The organism is Globicatella sp. PHS-GS-PNBC-21-1553, assembly GCF_033564055.1.
GTDB classification, from domain to species: Bacteria; Bacillota; Bacilli; order Lactobacillales; family Aerococcaceae; genus Globicatella; species Globicatella sulfidifaciens.
Genome location: NZ_CP085470.1, coordinates 2482087 through 2501864, shown reverse-complemented (window position 1 = coordinate 2501864; position 19778 = coordinate 2482087). Strand labels below are relative to the sequence as shown.

Genomic DNA, 19778 nt, shown 5'->3' with positions numbered 1-19778 from the left:
GCTGGGACCTGTGTTAAGATGGTTTATTTATAAATATCATTAGGAGGATATATTAAATGGCAGAAATTACAGCTAAATTAGTTAAAGAATTACGTGACATGACCGGTGTCGGAATGATGGATGCTAAAAAAGCATTAGTTGCAGTTGAAGGAGATATGGATAAAGTTGTTGACTTTTTACGTGAAAAAGGATTAGCTTCAGCAGGTAAAAAAGCTGACCGTATTGCTGCAGAAGGAACTACATCATTTTATGTAGATGGTAATACAGCTGCTTTAATCGAAGTAAACGCTGAAACAGACTTCGTAACACGTAACGATCAATTCAAAGAATTAGTTGCAACTTTAGCTGAAACAATTGCTAAAACACAACCAGCAGACTTAGAAGCTGCTTTAGCTTTAGACGTAAACGGTGAAACTGTTGAAAACTTAATTATCAATGCAATTAACACAATCGGTGAAAAAATTTCATTACGTCGTTTTGAAATTTACACAAAAACTGATAACGATGCATTTGGTACTTATGTCCATACTGATGGTAGTATCGGTGTCTTAACATTAATCGAAGGTACAACAGATGAAGCAGTAGCAAAAGATATTGCAATGCATATTGCTGCTATGAATCCTAAATATGTAAGCCGTGAGGATGTATCTGAAGAAGATTATGCTCACGAAGAAAAAATTCAAACTGAAATTGCTTTAAACGAAGGTAAACCAGCTGAAATCGTTGAAAAAATGATTAAAGGTCGTATGAACAAATACTTAGCTGAAATTAGTTTAACTGAGCAACCATTTGTTAAAGATGGCGATCAAACTGTTGGTCAATACGCTTCAGCAAAAGGCGGTAAAGTAGTTAAATTCACTCGTTTCTTAGTGGGTGAAGGTATGGAAAAACGCCAAGAAAACTTTGCTGACGAAGTAGCAGCACAAATGAAAAAATAATTAATATAACAGTTGGGGCCTGGTAAAAAGTGTACACTTTCTTGCCAAGCCTCATTGTTTAAATAAGATACTTATCGGTTGATTCAATGAATGGAATTTCGATGTTAACGGATTCAACCTTTTCTATTTATGCGGAGTGGACTTAAGATTGAAAGGGATAAAGTTCAGTTTATAAACCGCTTTTTTTAGGTATCGATGGAAGGAGAATATTAACATGACACAAGAGCCAAAATATAAACGTGTTGTATTAAAATTATCGGGCGAAGCAATCGCTGGAGAGAAAGGGTTTGGCATCAATCCCTTAGTAATTAAAGAAATGGTCGCTGAAATAAAAGACGTTTATGAATTAGGTGTTGAAATTGCTATCGTAGTCGGTGGCGGTAATATTTGGCGTGGAAACATTGGTTCGGAAATGGGCATGGATCGCGCGCAAGCAGACTATATGGGGATGTTAGCCACTGTGATGAACGCATTAGCATTACAAGATGTTTTAGAAAATAATGATGTACCAACACGTGTACAAACCTCAATTGAAATGCGCCAGATTGCTGAACCTTATATTCGACGTCGTGCAATGCGTCATTTAGAGAAAAAACGTGTCGTTATTTTTGCTGGTGGAACTGGGAATCCTTATTTCACTACTGATACAACGGCTGCTTTACGTGCAGCTGAAATTGAAGCGGATGTTATTTTAATGGCGAAAAACAATGTAGACGGTGTTTATAATGCTGATCCACGTGAGGATGCTTCGGCAACTAAATATGATAACTTAACTCATTTAGAAGTGATTTCTAAAGGATTAAAAGTGATGGACTCAACAGCAAGCTCATTAAGTATGGATAATGACATTCCATTGGTGGTCTTTAATTTAAATGAACCAGGTAATATCCGTCGTGTAGTATTAGGTGAAAACATCGGTACTACTGTCAGTGGAAAATAATTTAATCGATAAATAAATTAAGAGAAACTATTTAACGAAAATCGTTGATGATGATAGTTTCTCTTTTTATTATGGACAAAATTTTAGTATGATAGTAGAAAGTATTTGTATAAAGTATAGCCATACATTGCCTCCCATCTATCGTTATCTAAGAATGGATACGCTAATGTCTTTTAATAGTGGGAATGGCAAGAGGTAGAAAATCATCCGATTTTCTACCTCTTGGCAACTCTAATCTTCGGGTGAGGATAGCCGAAGCGAAAATCATCCGAGTTTCTACTTCTTGTCCGTACTATCATTTTACAACTTAGTGAGACATTATTAAAAATTCGCAATCGAATTCCCAGATAAAAAATTTAATCGGTCTTTGGTATCATGGAAATTTGACTATATTTGATGTATAATAAAAAGAGTACTAGGAGGGGTAACGTGCAAACTTATATTGAAAATTTTTTAGCTTATTTACTAAACGAGCGCCGTTATTCTGAGAATACAATTATTTCTTATCAAAAAGACTTAAATGAACTGTATCAATTTCTCGATAGTAGCGGATCAACCGAAGTTTCTGAAGTCACTTATCAAGATATGCGTTATTATTTAGCTTTTCTTAATGAACAGCAATATCGTCCTGCTACTATTTCTAGAAAATTATCAAGTGCACGTTCTTTTTTCAATTATTTGGTATTAGAAGATGTATTAGAAAGTCATCCGCTTGATTTGATACATTATAGAGCCAAAGAGCAGCGTTTACCGGAATTTTTTTATGAAGAAGAAATTAATAAATTGATTGAGACTGCTTATCAAATGGAAACTGATACGCGGATAAGAGATGCTGCCATTATTGAATTACTCTATAGTTCAGGATTACGGGTAAGTGAGTTATGCGATTTAAAAGTATCTCAAGTTAATGTCGCTGTACAGTTAGTTCGTGTTATCGGAAAAGGGAATAAAGAACGAATAGTCCCCTTAGGTGATAAGGCGTTAGAGGCGATTAAAGAATATCAAGCAACCTGGCGCCGAGAACATCATTGTGATCCGAGCGTTCATCAATTATTTATTAATCAAAAAGGACAACCGTTAAAGCCAGATCACATTAGGAAGATTTTAAATGAGATTAATCAAGCGGCTGGTTTAAATGCGGCGATATATCCTCATAAAGTTAGACATACTTTTGCTACACATTTATTGAATAATGGAGCAGATTTAAGAAGTGTTCAGGAAATGTTAGGCCATGAAAATTTAAGAACAACCCAAATATATACTCATTTAAGTACTGATAAGATGAGACAAGCCTATTTAAACGCTCATCCTAGAGCCAGAAGAAAGACAAAGGAGAATGAATAAATGACAACAATTTGTGCAGTTAAAAAGAATGATCAATTAGCAATGGCTGGCGACGGCCAAGTTACGATGGGTGAAAAAGTCATTATGAAATCATCGGCTCGTAAATTACGCCGTATCTATCATAATGAGGTGGTGATTGGGTTCGCTGGAGGCGTTGCGGATGCGATTACTCTGTCTGAAATGTTTGAAGAAAAACTAGAAGCACATCAAGGACAATTGACTAGAGCAGCAGTAGAAGTCGCTAAACAATGGCGAACAGATCGTGGTTTACAAAAGTTAGAAGCATTACTCATTGTTATGAATAAAGAAACCATGCTATTGGTCAGTGGAACTGGAGAAGTTATCGAACCGGATGATGGCGTGTTAACGATTGGTTCAGGTGGAAATTTTGCATTAGCTGCAGCGCGGGCCTTAGTAAGACACGACAATGATTTATCAGCGAAAGAAATTGCTTATGAAGCATTAAAAATTGCTGGCGAAATTGATATCTTTACTAATGATCAAATTATTGTAGAAGAAGCATAAAAGAGGTGGCTATATGAAAGATTTAACTCCAAAAGAAGTAGTAAATGAATTAAATAAATATATTATCGGACAAGATGAAGCAAAAAGAGCTGTAGCAGTCGCGCTAAGAAATCGTGTACGTCGTTTAAAATTAGATGATGAGATGAAACATGAAGTAAAACCCAAAAATTTATTAATGATCGGACCAACCGGTGTGGGTAAAACAGAAATTGCTCGTCGATTAGCAACCATTACTCAAGCGCCATTTATTAAAGTGGAAGCGACTAAATATACTGAAGTAGGCTATGTCGGACGCGATGTTGAATCAATGGTGCGTGATTTAGTAGAAAATAGTATTCGCCTTGTAAAAGCACAGGAACACGAAGCGGTTCACGACAAAGCCGAAGCCAAAGCGATTGAAAGAATTGCGAAAGCATTAAGACCAGGTCAAAAAGTAGAAAAAAAGGCCAATAATACGACACCAAATTTAGGCATGTTTGGGGAGATGTTTAAAGCAATGCAACCCCAAACGGATGAAGAACCGGAAGAAATTGTAAGTGATGAAGTAGCCAGTTCACGTCGTCAAATTAGACAACAAATCCGTGATGGTTTATTAGATAATCATGAAGTCACCATCAAACTTGAAGAAAAGAAAATGCAATTAACAAGCTTAAATCCTGCCATGGAACAAATGATGGATATGCAAGAAAGTTTAAATGCCTTAAAACCTAAAAAGAAAATTGAACGCACCGTTACAGTAAAAGAAGCGGTAGCCTTATTAACGGAGGAAGAAGCAGAGCGCTTAGTTAACTTGGATGATATTCAACAAAAAGCATTAAAATTAGCAGAAGAAAACGGGATTATTTTTATTGATGAGATGGATAAAATTGCCACCAAAAATCAAAATTCCGGTGAAGTCAGCCGACAAGGAGTTCAAAGGGATATTTTGCCAATCGTTGAAGGGAGTCAAGTTCAAACCAAATATGGCATCATTAATACCGACCATATTTTATTTGTTGGAAGTGGGGCTTTTCATGTATCAAAACCATCAGATTTAATTCCAGAATTACAAGGTCGTTTCCCAATTCGTGTTAATTTACATGATTTAACTAAAGAAGACTTTGTCAGAATTTTAAGTGAACCTAAAAATGCTCTAATTAAACAATATGAAGCTTTAATTGCTACGGAAGGAGTAAATATTTCTTTCGATGAAGGAGCAATTAATAAAATGGCTGAATATGCCGTCTTATTAAATCAAAATACCGATAATATTGGTGCAAGACGTCTACATACTATTCTAGAAACAGTATTAGAGGAATTATTATTCGAATCGGCTGATATGCAAATGGGCGAAATATTAATTAATGAAAAATATGTAACTCAAAAATTAGAAAAAATAGTTGAAAATCGCGACTTAAGCCATTATATTTTATAGTAGAACAAATGGAGTGTGAGAAGATGATTATTTTAAAGAATGACCGTTTAACAGTAAAAATTAGTGAATTAGGTGCTGAATTGCGTTCGGTCATTGATAATGAGTCAAACTATGAATTTATGTGGCAAGGCGATAAGCGTTATTGGAATGGGACAGCACCGGTTTTATTTCCAATTGTAGGTGAATTAAAAAACAATCAATATCAATATCAAGGCAAGACTTACGAATTACCTCGCCATGGTTTTGCTCGTAGAATGACCTTTCAAACGCAAGCTGTTACAGATAATTCAGCAACATTCTATTTAAAAAGTAATGAAGAAACGTTAAAAGTTTATCCTTTTGAATTTAGTTTTCAAATTACCTATATTTTATTTGAAGACAAAGTATCGGTTAGTTATGAAGTTCTCAATCCAGCTACTGACCAAGTGCTATATTATAGTGTAGGAGGGCATCCGGCATTTAATGTTAGCCATCACCGTCCAAAAACTGGTCAACCTGAGTTTGTCGACGTCAGTTATACATTCGAACCGGCTGGTAGCTATTTAAATATACCATTAGTGAATGGTTCAGCTGATTTAGATAAGGCAAAATACATTAATGTCAATAACAATCCTATTTTACATAAAACATTTAAGCGTGATGCCCAAATCTTTTTATTAGCTAAAGATACTAAAGTTGTTTTGAATGATCCAAATAACGACGTCAAAATTACCATGAATCCTAATCAGCTAAATTTAGTGGGCATTTGGTCTTCTTATCCTAAAAAAGGTGGTTTTGTCTGTATCGAACCTTGGGCAGGTTTAGCAGATACGACCAATAGTACGGGAGAATTGACTGAGAAATATGCGATTAATCAATTAAATCCTGGTAGTATCAAAACGCATGATTATACATTAACATTTGAAAAAGGTATTTGCTAGTTTTGCAGGTTAGTCAAGGCTTTATATAACGATTAATCTGAATGATTTGAACGTTTAGTTTGGAATAATGTTAAAAATGCCGTTTGGTTCCATGTGATTATTTTTTAGCGCAGTAGTTGAGATTATCTAAAACGGCACCTTAATAACTAGTTTGACACCTATTCAATACACGGGGGTGGGCAGATGAAGTGAAAACCATTCAATTTTTCTACTTCTTGCCTACTCCCGCTTTTTTCTTATATAGACGCAATAGTGAGACAATGTAACTGGCATTATACTTAAACGGTGTAAACTCCGAAAACCCCTGGCAGTTTCCAGAAAAATAAATCATTATCATGGAGGCTTATCTTTACAAAAATGGGTAAGGTTTTGCTCTTGTTTACCTTTTTGGCATAATTGGGTATAATAAAGTGGCAAATTGAACTAAAGGAGCGTATTATGGATTACAGATTTTTAATTTTAGACATCGACGGCACTTTATTAACCAGTACCAATCAACTAACTGAAGCGACTCGTGATAAATTAATGTTATTACAAAAGAAAGGCTATATTTTAGTATTAGCTAGTGGTCGTCCTACAGCTTCAATGTTAAAAACGGCCAAAGATTTACATTTAGATGCGAACGAATCGTATATTATTTCATTTAATGGTGCGGTTATTACGCGTATGAGTGATGAAAAGGAACTTTATAATAAGCGTCTAGAAGTTTCAGAACAAAAAGACATCATTGAGTATTTACAGAAAAACAATTTATCGGTCATCGCTTACGATAAAGATTCGATTGTTGTTGATAAAGAACGTGAAAATTCGGATGTTGAAGCTTATTTAACAAAGTTACCAATGCGTTATGATGCGGAATACATTGCTAATATTGACACACCACAATTAAAATTTATCGGTGTAGGTAAACCAGAAGATGTGGCGCGTTGTGACCAAGAATTACAAGGTAAATTTGGTCAACATACTTATGCTACTACTTCATTACCATTTTTTATTGAATTTATGCATAAAGAAGTTAATAAAGGAACCGCGATTGAAACATTAGTAGAGCACTTAGGCTATACAACTGAAAATGTTGTAGCTTGTGGTGATGGTAATAATGATGCTGCGATGATAGAAGTCGCTGGAGTAGGGGTTGCGATGGGCAACGCTACCGACTATTTGAAGTCATTAGCTGATGAAATTACTTTATCTAATGATGAAGATGGCTTAATTCCGATTATTGATAAATATTTCCCATAATATTAACCAGCTTAATTGAATCTATTGGGAAACCTTAATAAAACTATTTTTAACAGTCAAAATAGAAACAATCCAACAAAAAGACTCATTTTGTTAGTTTGAATAAGGCTTGACATAGCAGGCTTAAGTCAACTATAATGTAGGAGACAAAGGACATATTAATTTGTGCTTAAAGAGAGATATCGTTAGGTGAAAGATATCATTCAAATTAGTGCTACCTCATGTTTTTACTAATTGAAAAATTAGCGTAAATTCTGCGTTAAAGAATAAGAAAGACATAATGATGAATCGTTATAAGCAAGGTGGTACCGCGACAAAACGCCCTTGTATATAACGGTTCTTTTTATATTTTTAAGGAGAGAACAGCATGAAAAAATTAACAAGCAATCAAATTCGTCAAATGTATTTAGATTTCTTTGCTGAAAAAGGACATGAAATTCGTCCGAGTGTTTCATTAATCCCTGTCAATGACCCAACATTATTATGGATTAACTCAGGTGTGGCGACACTAAAAAAATATTTTGATGGAACCGAAGTTCCTTCCAATCCACGGATTGCCAACTCACAAAAATGTATCCGTACCAATGATATTGAAAACGTGGGTTATACTGCACGTCACCATACTTTATTTGAAATGTTAGGTAATTGGTCAATCGGAGATTATTTTAAAGAAGAAGCCATTGCGATGGCATGGGAATTTTTAACTTCGGAAAAATGGTTAAATTTTGAACCAGAAAAATTATACATGACATATTATCCAGAAGATAAAGAAACCCCTGAGATTTGGAAGCAACAACCAGGTTTTATTGCGGATCATCTAGTACCGGTTGAAGATAATTTTTGGGATATTGGAGCGGGTCCTTGTGGTCCTGATACAGAAATTTTTTATGACCGTGGTGAAGCATACAATAATCTAGCGGCTGATGACCCTGAAAATTATCCAGGAGGAGAAAATGAACGCTGGCTAGAAATTTGGAATTTAGTATTCTCTGAGTTTAACCATTTACCAGATGATACTTACCAACCATTACCAAATAAAAACGTCGATACGGGTATGGGATTAGAACGGATGGCTTCGGTTATTCAAGATGTTCCAACAAACTTTGAAACTGACTTATTCATACCAATTATTGATGCTATAGCGAAGTTAACGGATGGCATTGAATATGAAAGTGCTGGCGATAAACAAGTAAGCTTTAAAGTGATTGCGGATCATATTCGTGCAGTAACGTTTGCTATTAGTGATGGGGCTTTACCATCCAACGAAGGTCGCGGTTATATTTTACGTCGTTTAATCCGTCGTAGCGTGATGCATGGGCGTAAATTAGGAATCACGAATAAATTCTTATCAAAATTAGTCCCAATTATCGTGGAAATAATGGGTGATTATTATCAAGAGTTAAATCAAAATATGGAATTTGTTCAGAAGGTAATCTTAAATGAAGAAGAACGTTTCCATGAAACGATTGAAGAAGGTGAAAAACACTTATTAGATATCATTGAAACAGCTCGACAAAACAATGAAACAGAAATTTCAGGACCACAAGCATTCCAATTATATGATACTTTCGGGTTCCCATTAGAATTAACGGAAGAATTAGCAGCTGATAATCAATTTACAGTTGATACTGCAGGTTTTGCAGTAGAAATGGAAGCTCAACGTGAACGTGCCCGTGCAGCTCGTTCAAATGAGGAAAGTATGAGTGTACAAACAGATGTCTTCCGTAATATCGAATCTGAATTTGAATTCGTTGGTTATACACAATTATCTAGCAACGCTACGATTAAAGCCATCGTACAAGATAATAAACGCATTGAACAATTACCAAAAGAAAGTCAAGGATGGGTTATCTTCAATCGTAGTCCGTTTTACGCTGAGATGGGTGGCCAAATTGCTGATAAAGGTTATATTTTTGATGGTGAAGAAATTTTAGGTGAAGTCTTAAATGTTAAAAAAGCTCCTAATGGTCAGTTTATGCATTTAATTCAAACGAAAGCTCTACCTTTGAATGAGGAGCAATCTTATACTTTAGCTGTAGATCGTCAACATCGTATCAATACTAATAAGAATCATACCGCAACGCATTTATTACATAAAGCAATTAAAGATGTGTTAGGCAGTCATGCTAATCAAGCTGGTTCTTATGTTGGACCAGATCGTCTACGTTTTGACTTCTCTCATTTTGGTAAAGTGACGGAAGAGGAATTGGTTCTCATTGAGCAACATGTAAACCAAAACATTCAAGCGGCTATCGATGTGGACATTAGTGAGATGCCAATCGATGAGGCTAAAGCTTTAGGTGCTATGGCATTATTTGGTGAAAAATATGGTAATATTGTACGCGTCGTCAATATTGGTAATTCTTCTATTGAATTATGTGGTGGTACTCATGTATCAAATACTCAAGAAATTGGGACATTTAAATTATTATCTGAATCAGGTATTGGGGCTGGTATTCGTCGTATCGAAGCGATCACAGCAGGTGCAGCCATCCGTTATTATCAAGAACAAGAACAGCTCTTACATGATGTTCAAGCGGCTTTAAAAGTATCGCAAGCGAATCAATTACTTAACCGCATCGAACAACTTCAACATGAATTAAAAGATGCTCACAGTAAAATAGAGTCACTTAATAGCAAATTATTACAGCAAGGCGCGGATGACATCTTTAACGATGTGTCGACCATTGGTGAATATCAAGTAATTAAAGCTAATCTAGATGGCCAAGACATGGATGCTTTAAGACAATTAGGGGATGTTTGGCGTCAAAAAGCAGCTTCAGATGTCTTAGTCTTAGTATCCAAAGTGGCTGAAGATAAAGTGAATATGATGGTCTTTGTGTCTGACGAAGCGGTTCAAAGTGGTCTTAAAGCAGGTAATTTAATTAAACCGTTAGCTAAAAATGTTGGCGGTGGCGGCGGAGGACGTCCTCAAATGGCTCAAGCGGGAGGTAAACAACCCGACCAAATTCCAAACTTAATGGAACAAATCCCAACACTATTAGCCGAAGTGATTGAATTGTAAGAGTCAAATGCCAGCTCGATGAAATAACCTATAATCCATAATCGACTGTAAATAGAAACTTAATGGATTAATATCATGATTAAAAGAGTAGTGAAGGATAATCGTGGATTGTGCTTGCTACTCTTTTTTTAGCCAATGGCCATAATGAGATAATCGCTTGATTTTCGCTACGTTTGTCTAGAAGACCGTAAGTTTTATTGTATTAAAATTTGTCTTTAAAATACAGGTTGCTATCATCCAAGCACTGCAATGACCATTAATGCACAATCATTTGAATGAATGAATCAATTTTTGTGCAGACTTTAAAATTGATTGAAACATAAAATCAAATAGTTAGCATTTAAGTTTAATTTTATGATAAGATAGCATTGTAATAACACTCAGAGTGGGAGAGAATTGCTATTTTTGAGAAGAAAAGCCTAAAATTTTCACTCTTTTTACGATGATTCTTGTACAATTTAATAAATAATTGTCAAAAATTAAAAAAATGGTGTATAATATTAACAATGAAAGGGATGGTGAAATTATGCAAACTTTAGACGAAACAATTATGTTTAAATTAGATGATTTAAATAAAAAGACTGTTCGTGAGACACTTGAGCAAGTATATGCTGCTTTAGAAGAAAAAGGGTATGACCCGATTAATCAAATCGTTGGATTCTTACTATCTGGAGACCCAGCATATATTCCGCGTCATAATGATGCGCGAAATTTAATTCGACGTCATGAACGTGATGAAATTTTAGAGAAAGTATTGACTTATTACATTACCCATCAAGACAAAGAATTATAATGGCAAAATATAAACGAACTATGGGACTAGATGTTGGCAGTCATACCGTAGGAATTGCGGTTAGTGATTTATTGGGATGGACTGCTCAAGGTTTAGAAACTATTAAAATCGATGAAACCAGTGGTGATTTTGGTTATCCAAGAATAATGAGTCTGATTAAAGAATATGATGTCGACACCGTCGTGATTGGATTACCCAAAAATATGAATAATACTGAAGGGCCACGGGTGGAAGCGAGTCGTTCCTATGGCGATAGATTGAAAGATTTAATGCCAGAAATAAAGATTGAGTTTCAAGATGAACGTTTAACTACTAGCCAAGCTGAAAGAATGTTAATCGATGAGGGAAATGTTTCAAGAAAGAAGCGAAAACAAGTCATTGATAAGTTGGCGGCAGTGATTATTTTGCAAAATTATTTAGATAAAAAGAGTAAATTATAAAGGAGCAATTATTTATGCCACATACACACGATCATCATGAACACGATGAAAATGAGTATATTACGATCATTGATGAAGAGGGAAATGAATCTTTATACGAGATTTTATTTACTTTTGATTCTGATGACTACGGTAAAAGTTATGTATTAGTTTATCCTGCAGGGGCATCAGACGATGAAGATATTGAATTACAAGCATTTTCATATGTTGAGCAAGAAGATGGCACTTCTGGTGCATTAGGTCCAATTGAAACGGATGCTGAATGGGATATGGTTGAGGAAGTCTTAAATACATTCTTAGCCGAAGAAGATGAGTAATAATTTTTAATAACTTTAGTGCAATCATTGAATTTATAAATAGTTAATCAAAGTTATTTTTAATCAACTATGATGGAGTAGAGTCTAATCCAATTTTTATCACTAAAATTGGGTTCTCTGCTCCTTTTAGCATTAATATCAATATATAACCTCAATTTGTAACTATTTATTAATAGCTATCATTTTCAAAATTTGATATAATTTTTAAAAAGCCTTGTAGGAGGTACTAAGTGGGTAAGATAGATTGGAAAAACTTGAGAGAAGAAGCTAAAAAACGTGAAACTCTTAGTTTAAAGGAAGAAAAATGGACGAACCGAATTGTAAAATTCATCATATTAGGGATTACAATCGCCTTACTCTTAACGATGGGTGGGTTTTATTGGTATTATTCTCAATCATTAAAACCAGTAAACCCTGATAATAGTGAAAAGGTAGAAGTGACAGTCCCTATCGGCAGTTCAAGTTCAGATATTGCTAATTTATTAAAAGAAAATAACTTAATTAAGAATGCTGAGATTTTTAGATTTTATATGAGATCAAAAAACTTATCTGACTTGCAAGCTGGAACTTATGAATTTAGTCAAACAATGGATGCTGATCAAATCATCGAGCAAATAAAAGCGGGTGGTAAGCCGATTTTCGTGGATGCGGACAAAAAGATTACGATCATAGAAGGTATGCAAGTTAAAGACATCGCAAAATTAGTATCTGAAAATACTTCCATCAAGGAAGAAGATTTTCTAAAAACAGTTAATGATGAAACTTTTATCGATAGTTTAATCACTAAATTCCCTTCATTGATGGAAGGAATTAAGGACCATGAAGGGGTGCGTTATATTTTAGAAGGATATTTATATCCAGCAACGTATGATTATATAGCCGGTATGAGTGCTAATGAATTAATTACTAAAATGGTTGAAACGGGGAATTTACGTTTCCAAGAAGTACGCGAACAAGTAGACGTTCATTGGATGACCTATCATCAAATTTTAACGCTAGCTTCGATTGTTGAACGTGAAGGCGTAACGGATGATGATCGGGCAATGATTGCCGGGGTATTCTTTAATCGTTTGGAAGCAGGGATGCCGATTCAAAGTGATATTACCGTACTCTATGCTTTAGATACGCATAAGGAATTTGTAACGATTGAGGATACGCAGGTAGATTCACCTTATAATCTTTACTTGTATAATGGATTAACCCCAGGACCGATTAATTCACCAAGTATGTCAGCGATACAAGCAGTGCTCAATCCAACATGGAATGATTATTATTACTTTGTGGCGGATTTAGATACCGGTGATATTTATTATTCTGCCACTATTGAAGAGCATGATGCCTTGGTTGAAGAATATGTGAATAAGCGTCAAGAATCGATAGAACGGGCTCAAAGTGAGAATGAAAATGAATCAGAATCACCAGAAACTACTACATTATCACCTGAAAATGAAGAAACTATGCCAGAAGTAGTTGACGAATCATCAGAATAATGGTTTAATGTTAGTGTTATAAGCAAATACGGTTAAAATTTAGTTATATTTTAACTTGAAGGTTGGTCGAGAAATCTCGCCAACCTTCCTTTATATTTTAATTGGGGGTAATTCAATAATGTCCAAGAGACCAATTGTCATTGGTGTAGCGGGTGCGTCAGGTAGTGGAAAGTCCAGTGTTAGTAAACGCATTTTAGAAATATTTTCAGAAATGTCGATACTCGTTTTGCAACAAGATTTTTATTATAAAGATCAAACACATTTACCATTCGAAGAAAGATTAAAGACCAATTACGATCACCCTTTAGCATTTGATAACAATCTGTTTATCGAACATCTAGAAAAACTAATGAAGGGTGAAACAATCGATAAACCGGTTTATGATTTTGCCAACCACACCAGAAGTACGGAAACAATTCATCAAGAGCCACGAGATGTAATTATTGTTGAAGGCATCTTGATCTTGGATGATAAAAGAGTAAGGGATTTATTAGATATTAAAATTTATGTTGATACTGATAGTGATATTTGCTTAGCTCGTCGAATTTTACGCGATATTAATGAGCGTGGCAGAACCGTTGATTCAGTGATTAATCAATATGTTGAAGTGGTTAAACCCATGTTCCATCAATTTGTTGAGCCCACTAAACGTTATGCCGATATCATTATTCCAGAAGGTGGTTATAACCAAGTGGCCATCGATTTATTAGCCACAAAGGTTAGATCTATTTTAGAAAATTAAATTTACAAACATATAGGAACGTGTTATGATAACACTAAATTTTGACATTAAGTTGTATTAGGAGGAGACAGATTGGAAGAAAAAGTATTTCCAATGACACAAGAAGGGAAAGCTAAATTAGAAGCTGAACTGGAAGAGTTAAAAGTAGTAAAAAGAAAAGAAATTATCGAACGTATTAAAATCGCTAGAAGTTTTGGGGATTTATCTGAAAACTCAGAATATGAGTCTGCTAAAGATGAACAAGCATTCGTCGAAGGACGTATTTCAACTTTAGAAAATATGATTCGATTTGCAGAAATCATTGATGATAAAGATGTAGCTGATGATGTTGTGACATTAGGACGCGCTGTTACATTTATTGAATTACCAGACGGTGAAGAAGAAACTTATACTATCGTGGGGAGCGCCGAAGCAGATCCATTAGAAGCTAAAATTTCAAATGAATCACCTATTGCAGTTGCTTTATTAGGAACCAAAGTGAATGATACGGTAACAGTGGAAACACCTGGTGGATCATTTGACGTAAAAGTAGTAAAAGTTTCAAAAAAATAGTAGTTATTTAAGAAGTGAAGGATACTGTTTTTATCGAATAGTATGCTTCACTTTTCTTATTTTCCGACTAAAGTCTATTGAGTCTTTTACCAAATTAATGGATAATAAACTTATATAATATAATGGAGGTGCACTATGCGTAATTGGTTAAAAAAATATATCTGGGTTTTTGTAGCCATCTCATTAGCGCTAGTTGCTTTTGATTTATTTAGTAATATTCGCAATTTTCTATTTTTTATAGGTGCGATTGTGTTAATGGTTGGGTCTTTTTTTATTCCAGTAGGTATAAAACGAAATATATTATTCTTTTTAGGATTATTTATTTTAAGTAATGTTTTAATCGATTCGTATGCTTTTTTAGGCTTTATGTTAATCGTTTTATTATTATTAGCCATTTTTCAAACGAAAGAAGGGAATGAAATAATTTGGTTTCGTGAATCATACATTTATCCTTTTAAAAACAACAAAGCTTATGTCGGTGTTAAAGTTGTAAGACCTCAGATTGAACAACGTAGTTTAGTCTATAAAAAATCAATTGTTAAACAATATGAAGAAAAAGAAATATTTGAGTGGGATGATATTAATATTGTGGCGCTTGGAGGCGATTCGATTATTGATTTAGGCAGAACCATCTTACCGGAAGGAGAAAATGTGGTGGTTATTCGTAAATTATTCGGACGGACACGCGTCATTGTGCCTCACGAAATAGCGTTGAAAATGAATATCAGTTTAATCAACGGACGAGTTATTTACGAACAAGATGAATTTTCATTGTTAAACGATAGTTTTTTATGGGAAAGTCCAGATTACCAAAAAAATAATCGTAAACTTAAAATTATGATTTCTTCTGTTTTTGGAGACGTGGAGGTCATTCGCTTATGACATTACGTTTATGGTTTAAATTATTTATTTCCCATTTTGTGATTTTGATGACAACAGTGATTTTGTTATTGGTAGTATTAATTGAAGGTATGCAAATCATGGAGTGGTCGGTGTTAACCTATAATATTTTTTGGAACTTTAATTTATGGGGAGTCATTTTAAGTTTTATACTGATTATCTCTTTATTTTGCTCTTTTGTGTATTCGATAGGTTTGAGTGAACCCTATGAAAATATCCACGCGAAAATTAATTGGTTAATATTAGGCAAATATCAACACCCAGCATTTTCAACTGAGAAAAAAACACCTAATTGGTATGAACCTTATAAGGTAGTGGATGAAGATATTCGAACGTTAAGAGATAAAATAGTCCAAATATCAACAGACTTACAAGAATTTTCAGCGGCTCCTACCTTTGTTGGTACCGAAACTAAAGAAGAGATTATCGAACAGGAACGTCAACGGATAGCTCGAGAATTACATGATTCGGTGAGCCAACAGTTATTTGCATCAATGATGATGTTATCTGCAATTAACGAAACCAGTGCCAAAGAAATGCCACAACCCACGCAAAAACAATTAGCTAAAGTTGAGGAAATTATTAATAATGCTCAAACTGAAATGCGCGCCTTATTACTACATTTAAGACCGATTGAGCTATCCGATAAATCTCTAAAAGAAGGGATTACTCAATTATTAAAAGAGTTAAAACCTAAAATCCCTCAAGTCGTTTACTGGGAATTAGATGAGATTCGCTTAGAAAGTGGCATTGAAGATCATTTATTTCGAATTGTTCAAGAAGCGATATCCAATACCTTAAGACATGCACGAGCAACCAAATTCGAGGTTTATTTACATGAAATAGATGACAATGTGCAATTAAAAATCATCGATGATGGTAAAGGATTTGATACTAAAGCCAATCAAAAAGTTGGCAGCTATGGTTTGACCAATATGCGTGAGAGAATCGCAAGTCTTGGGGGCATCATTCAAATTAACAGTCTACCAAATCAAGGGACTGTCATTGATATTAAAATACCAATTAACAGAAAGTAGGGGAATGTATGATACGAGTTTTAGTAGTAGATGATCATGAAATGGTGCGCTTAGGAGTGACATCTTATTTAATGGTTCAACCCGATATAGAGGTAGTAGCCGAAGCAGAAAATGGTCTACAAGGATACCAAAAAGCGATAGAATTGAAACCCGATATTATTTTAATGGATTTAGTGATGGAAGTAATGGATGGTATTGAAGCTACCAAAAAAATTGTGGCCGAATGGCCAGAGGCGAAAATTATTATTGTGACCTCTTTTCTGGACGATGAAAAAGTATTTCCGGCAATGGACAGTGGTGCCAGCGGATATTTACTCAAAACCTCCTCTGCGAATGAAATAGCAGATGCGATTCGTGCTACTTATCAAGGTGATACAGTCATTGAAAAAGAAGTTTCAGATAAAATATTAGATAAACAACACTATGATAGTCTACCTAAACCGCATGATCAACTTACCAGTCGTGAACATGAAGTCTTATTATTAATTGGTGAAGGCTATTCAAACCAAGAAATCGCCGATGAATTGTTTATTACCCTAAAAACAGTTAAAACCCATGTTAGCAATATTTTATCAAAATTAGAAGTAGAAGACCGGACCCAAGCAACCATTTATGCTTTTAAACATAATTTAATCGAGCCATAAGAGGGTATTTCATTTTTATAAGAATATTTTATATATCATTTTTTGCAATTCAATGTTTTTCACTACAAAAAGCGCTTTAAAAAGAGTATAATGGAAAATAGCAAATAAAATGTTAGAGGGAGTTATAATCAATGCAAATTATGGTTAATCCAAAAGCTGCCCAATGGTTTAAAGACGAAGTAGGATTAAATGAAGGATTTGGTATCCGATTTAAAACGAGAATCTATGGCAAAAGTCCAATCAATGATGGTTTTACAATTGGAATTGAACCCGATCAACCTTTAAATCCGATTGCTTCTACAGTAACAGACAATGGAGTGCTTTTCTTTATTGAAGAAAATGATCAATGGTATTTTGATGGCTATGATTTAATTGTCGATTTTGATGAAAAATTGCAAGAGCCAAAATATGTATATAAAAAAATATAAATAGTAGGATGAGGTAAAATGGAAAAAACATATTCAAATTCTAAAACGGGTAATATTGTCAAATTAGGATTATTTTTTGCATTAGTCTTTATTCAAACTTGGGTCCCTTTTTTAGGCAATATTAATACACCTTTATTATCGGTCACGATTGTTCATGTGACCGTGATTGTCGCAACGCTTTGGTTAGGGATTAAAGAAGGCGTTCTAGTTGGAACATTTTGGGGGATTAATAGTTGGTTAAGAGCCTTAATTATGCCCAATTCTTTAATGGCGGCAATGGTATTTAATTCACCGATTATTTCAGTTTTGCCACGATTTTTAATGCCTTTAATTATTGGTGCTATTTACTATAATTTAAGCAAAAATCTACAAAATTCGAAGATGGTCCATATCTTATTAGGCGCCTTAGGTTCATTACTTAATACAGCTATTGTGTTGGGATTTATTGGTTTATTTAGAGCCAATGGAGGTATGCAAGCCTTAGGTGCGGACACATCAGCTCATTTATGGAAAGTCTTATGGGGGATTGTCATCTCGAATGGGGTGCCAGAATTTTTATTCTCTGGAATTGTGACACCACCATTACTAGCGGCCGTTAAATACAGTTCAAGAAGAAAATAATGATATAAAATAATATCTAGTGGGGAGATGCTTTGATTAGCATCTCCCCACTAGATATTTTAATGCTTAAATAAGGTTTTGTTCAATTAAAGATTCAGCAATTTGTATGGTATTAGTCGCAGCACCTTTTCTTAAATTATCAGCAACGACCCAAAGATTAAGTCCATTCGCAACTGATTCATCACGGCGAATACGACCGACAAATACCCCATCATGATCCGTTGCTTTTGATTGTAGGGGATAAAGATTATGTTGTGGATCATCTTGCACGATGACACCGTCTAAATCATTGAAGGCTTGACGAATATCATCTAAAGAAAATGATTGTTCTAACTCAATATTAATTGACACTGCATGGGAAGTATGAATGGGTACCCGCACACAAGTAGCTGTTATTTTTAAGTCTGGTTGTTCTAGAATTTTTTGCGTTTCTTTGATCATTTTGATTTCTTCTTTAGTATAACCATTTTCTAGGAAAGTATCGATATGTGGTAAGACATTATCATTGATTGAATAAGGAAACTTATTGGTTTCATGATTTTCTAAATCACTAATTCCTTCTTTACCAGCACCTGAAACTGCTTGATAAGTTGTATAAACAATCCGTTTGATGCCATAAGGTTTTAAAGCAATTAAAGGAACTACCGATTGGATTGTTGAACAATTAGGATTGGCAATAATTTTATTATCAGCCTTTAATGCTTGCGGATTCACTTCAGGTACTACTAAAGGAACCGTGTCATCCATGCGCCATGCTGAACTATTGTCAATGACGAAGACACCATTTTTGGCCGCAATCGGCGCATATTTTAATGATGTTTCGCCACCAGCTGAAAATAAGGCGATCTCAATAGGAGCCTTTAAAGAGTCCTCTGTTAATTCTTGAATGGTGACGGTTTCGCCTTTATAAGTTAATGTTTTTCCAGCGGAACGTTTTGAAGCAAACAAAAAGAGTTGATTCACTGGGAAATTTCTTTCTTCCAAGACTTGAATCATTTTGCGTCCAACAACACCTGTTGCTCCACATATTGCAACATTATATTTTTTTGTCATGATGATTCCTCCTCCATGCTTTATAAGCATACCGATAATATTAAAAATACTATAAATAGAAAATAAGTCAAGTAAATATTAGACATTGATTAAAAAACAATCTTATTCGAGATAACAGTCTTTTTTTCTTTATCCTTTAATATTGTTTGACTTATACCTTAATGACTGTTATAGTAAACTCAATTGAATAAGTTTTTGTGCGAGGCGCGGATGACAAGAGTACCTAAAAGGGAAAGGGGATTTCGCCGAAACAACACTATTGTTGTTGGGGGCAAGCTGAATAAGTTTGTCACTGTTCTAATTAACCGTCCAGTTAATTAGAAAGTGTAATCATTAACTAGGACAGTGAAAATCAGACTATTTTTATTTGACGACCGCGAACCTAGATGTTTGTGGTCGTTTTTCTTATATGG

20 protein-coding genes and 1 riboswitch are annotated in these 19778 nt (G+C 34.6%); of the genes, 19 read left to right on the top strand and 1 reads right to left on the bottom strand.

The window, feature by feature from the left end; genetic code table 11:
* Positions 1–56 precede the first annotated feature (56 nt).
* From tsf to LB888_RS11835, 19 genes are all read left to right on the top strand, one after another.
* Positions 57–938 (top strand): translation elongation factor Ts, encoded by an 882-nt coding sequence (gene tsf, locus LB888_RS11925; protein ID WP_318753083.1) that lies wholly within the window; start codon positions 57–59, stop codon positions 936–938.
* Between the two features lie 214 nt (positions 939–1152).
* The gene (pyrH, locus tag LB888_RS11920; protein WP_078755331.1) at positions 1153–1878 is read left to right on the top strand and encodes a UMP kinase; all 726 of its coding nucleotides are present in this window, start codon (positions 1153–1155) and stop codon (positions 1876–1878) included.
* A gap of 429 nt (positions 1879–2307) precedes the next feature.
* Positions 2308–3222 (top strand): tyrosine recombinase XerC, encoded by a 915-nt coding sequence (gene xerC / locus LB888_RS11915; protein ID WP_318753082.1) that lies wholly within the window; start codon positions 2308–2310, stop codon positions 3220–3222.
* Positions 3223–3747: an HslVU peptidase proteolytic subunit gene (gene hslV / locus LB888_RS11910; RefSeq protein WP_276647486.1), complete on the top strand. Its 525-nt coding sequence runs from the start codon at positions 3223–3225 to the stop codon at positions 3745–3747.
* A 13-nt stretch (positions 3748–3760) separates the two neighbouring features.
* On the top strand, positions 3761–5161 hold the full coding sequence (hslU, locus tag LB888_RS11905; RefSeq protein ID WP_318753081.1) for an ATP-dependent protease ATPase subunit HslU: 1401 nt from the start codon (positions 3761–3763) through the stop codon (positions 5159–5161).
* 23 nt (positions 5162–5184) lie between these two features.
* Positions 5185–6081, top strand: a complete 897-nt coding sequence (locus LB888_RS11900; RefSeq protein WP_318753080.1) for an aldose 1-epimerase family protein — start codon at positions 5185–5187, stop codon at positions 6079–6081.
* Positions 6082–6519: 438 nt separating this feature from the next.
* Positions 6520–7323, top strand: a complete 804-nt coding sequence (locus tag LB888_RS11895) for a Cof-type HAD-IIB family hydrolase (protein WP_318753079.1) — start codon at positions 6520–6522, stop codon at positions 7321–7323.
* Between the two features lie 367 nt (positions 7324–7690).
* Positions 7691–10348 carry an alanine--tRNA ligase gene (gene alaS / locus LB888_RS11890; protein WP_318753078.1) on the top strand — a complete coding sequence of 886 codons (2658 nt, stop codon included), beginning with the start codon at positions 7691–7693 and terminating at the stop codon, positions 10346–10348.
* A gap of 526 nt (positions 10349–10874) precedes the next feature.
* On the top strand, positions 10875–11141 hold the full coding sequence (locus LB888_RS11885) for an IreB family regulatory phosphoprotein (protein WP_066123963.1): 267 nt from the start codon (positions 10875–10877) through the stop codon (positions 11139–11141).
* Positions 11141–11581, top strand: a complete 441-nt coding sequence (ruvX, locus tag LB888_RS11880) for a Holliday junction resolvase RuvX (RefSeq protein WP_311919877.1) — start codon at positions 11141–11143, stop codon at positions 11579–11581. Before LB888_RS11885 ends, ruvX begins: the two co-directional genes overlap by 1 nt.
* Before the next feature lie 14 nt (positions 11582–11595).
* Complete coding sequence (locus LB888_RS11875; RefSeq protein ID WP_066123959.1) at positions 11596–11898, top strand: DUF1292 domain-containing protein; 303 nt, start codon at positions 11596–11598, stop codon at positions 11896–11898.
* Positions 11899–12128: 230 nt separating this feature from the next.
* Positions 12129–13388 (top strand): endolytic transglycosylase MltG, encoded by a 1260-nt coding sequence (gene mltG / locus LB888_RS11870; RefSeq protein WP_318753077.1) that lies wholly within the window; start codon positions 12129–12131, stop codon positions 13386–13388.
* 118 nt (positions 13389–13506) lie between these two features.
* Complete coding sequence (udk, locus tag LB888_RS11865; RefSeq protein WP_276932420.1) at positions 13507–14130, top strand: uridine kinase; 624 nt, start codon at positions 13507–13509, stop codon at positions 14128–14130.
* Positions 14131–14202: 72 nt separating this feature from the next.
* Positions 14203–14682 (top strand): transcription elongation factor GreA, encoded by a 480-nt coding sequence (gene greA, locus LB888_RS11860; RefSeq protein ID WP_078755341.1) that lies wholly within the window; start codon positions 14203–14205, stop codon positions 14680–14682.
* A gap of 135 nt (positions 14683–14817) precedes the next feature.
* Positions 14818–15564: a cell wall-active antibiotics response protein LiaF gene (gene liaF / locus LB888_RS11855; RefSeq protein WP_311919873.1), complete on the top strand. Its 747-nt coding sequence runs from the start codon at positions 14818–14820 to the stop codon at positions 15562–15564.
* Positions 15561–16619 (top strand): sensor histidine kinase, encoded by a 1059-nt coding sequence (locus LB888_RS11850; RefSeq protein WP_311919872.1) that lies wholly within the window; start codon positions 15561–15563, stop codon positions 16617–16619. Before liaF ends, LB888_RS11850 begins: the two co-directional genes overlap by 4 nt.
* A gap of 8 nt (positions 16620–16627) precedes the next feature.
* On the top strand, positions 16628–17263 hold the full coding sequence (locus LB888_RS11845) for a response regulator transcription factor (RefSeq protein ID WP_318753076.1): 636 nt from the start codon (positions 16628–16630) through the stop codon (positions 17261–17263).
* Between the two features lie 131 nt (positions 17264–17394).
* Positions 17395–17691 (top strand): HesB/YadR/YfhF family protein, encoded by a 297-nt coding sequence (locus tag LB888_RS11840; RefSeq protein ID WP_276648612.1) that lies wholly within the window; start codon positions 17395–17397, stop codon positions 17689–17691.
* A gap of 18 nt (positions 17692–17709) precedes the next feature.
* Positions 17710–18312 (top strand): ECF transporter S component, encoded by a 603-nt coding sequence (locus LB888_RS11835; protein WP_318753075.1) that lies wholly within the window; start codon positions 17710–17712, stop codon positions 18310–18312.
* 66 nt (positions 18313–18378) lie between these two features.
* Here LB888_RS11835 and LB888_RS11830 read toward each other — a convergent pair whose 3' ends face one another.
* Positions 18379–19365, bottom strand: a complete 987-nt coding sequence (locus LB888_RS11830) for an aspartate-semialdehyde dehydrogenase (RefSeq protein WP_318753074.1) — start codon at positions 19363–19365, stop codon at positions 18379–18381.
* A gap of 191 nt (positions 19366–19556) precedes the next feature.
* Positions 19557–19703: riboswitch (Lysine riboswitch) on the top strand.
* Positions 19704–19778 lie beyond the last annotated feature (75 nt).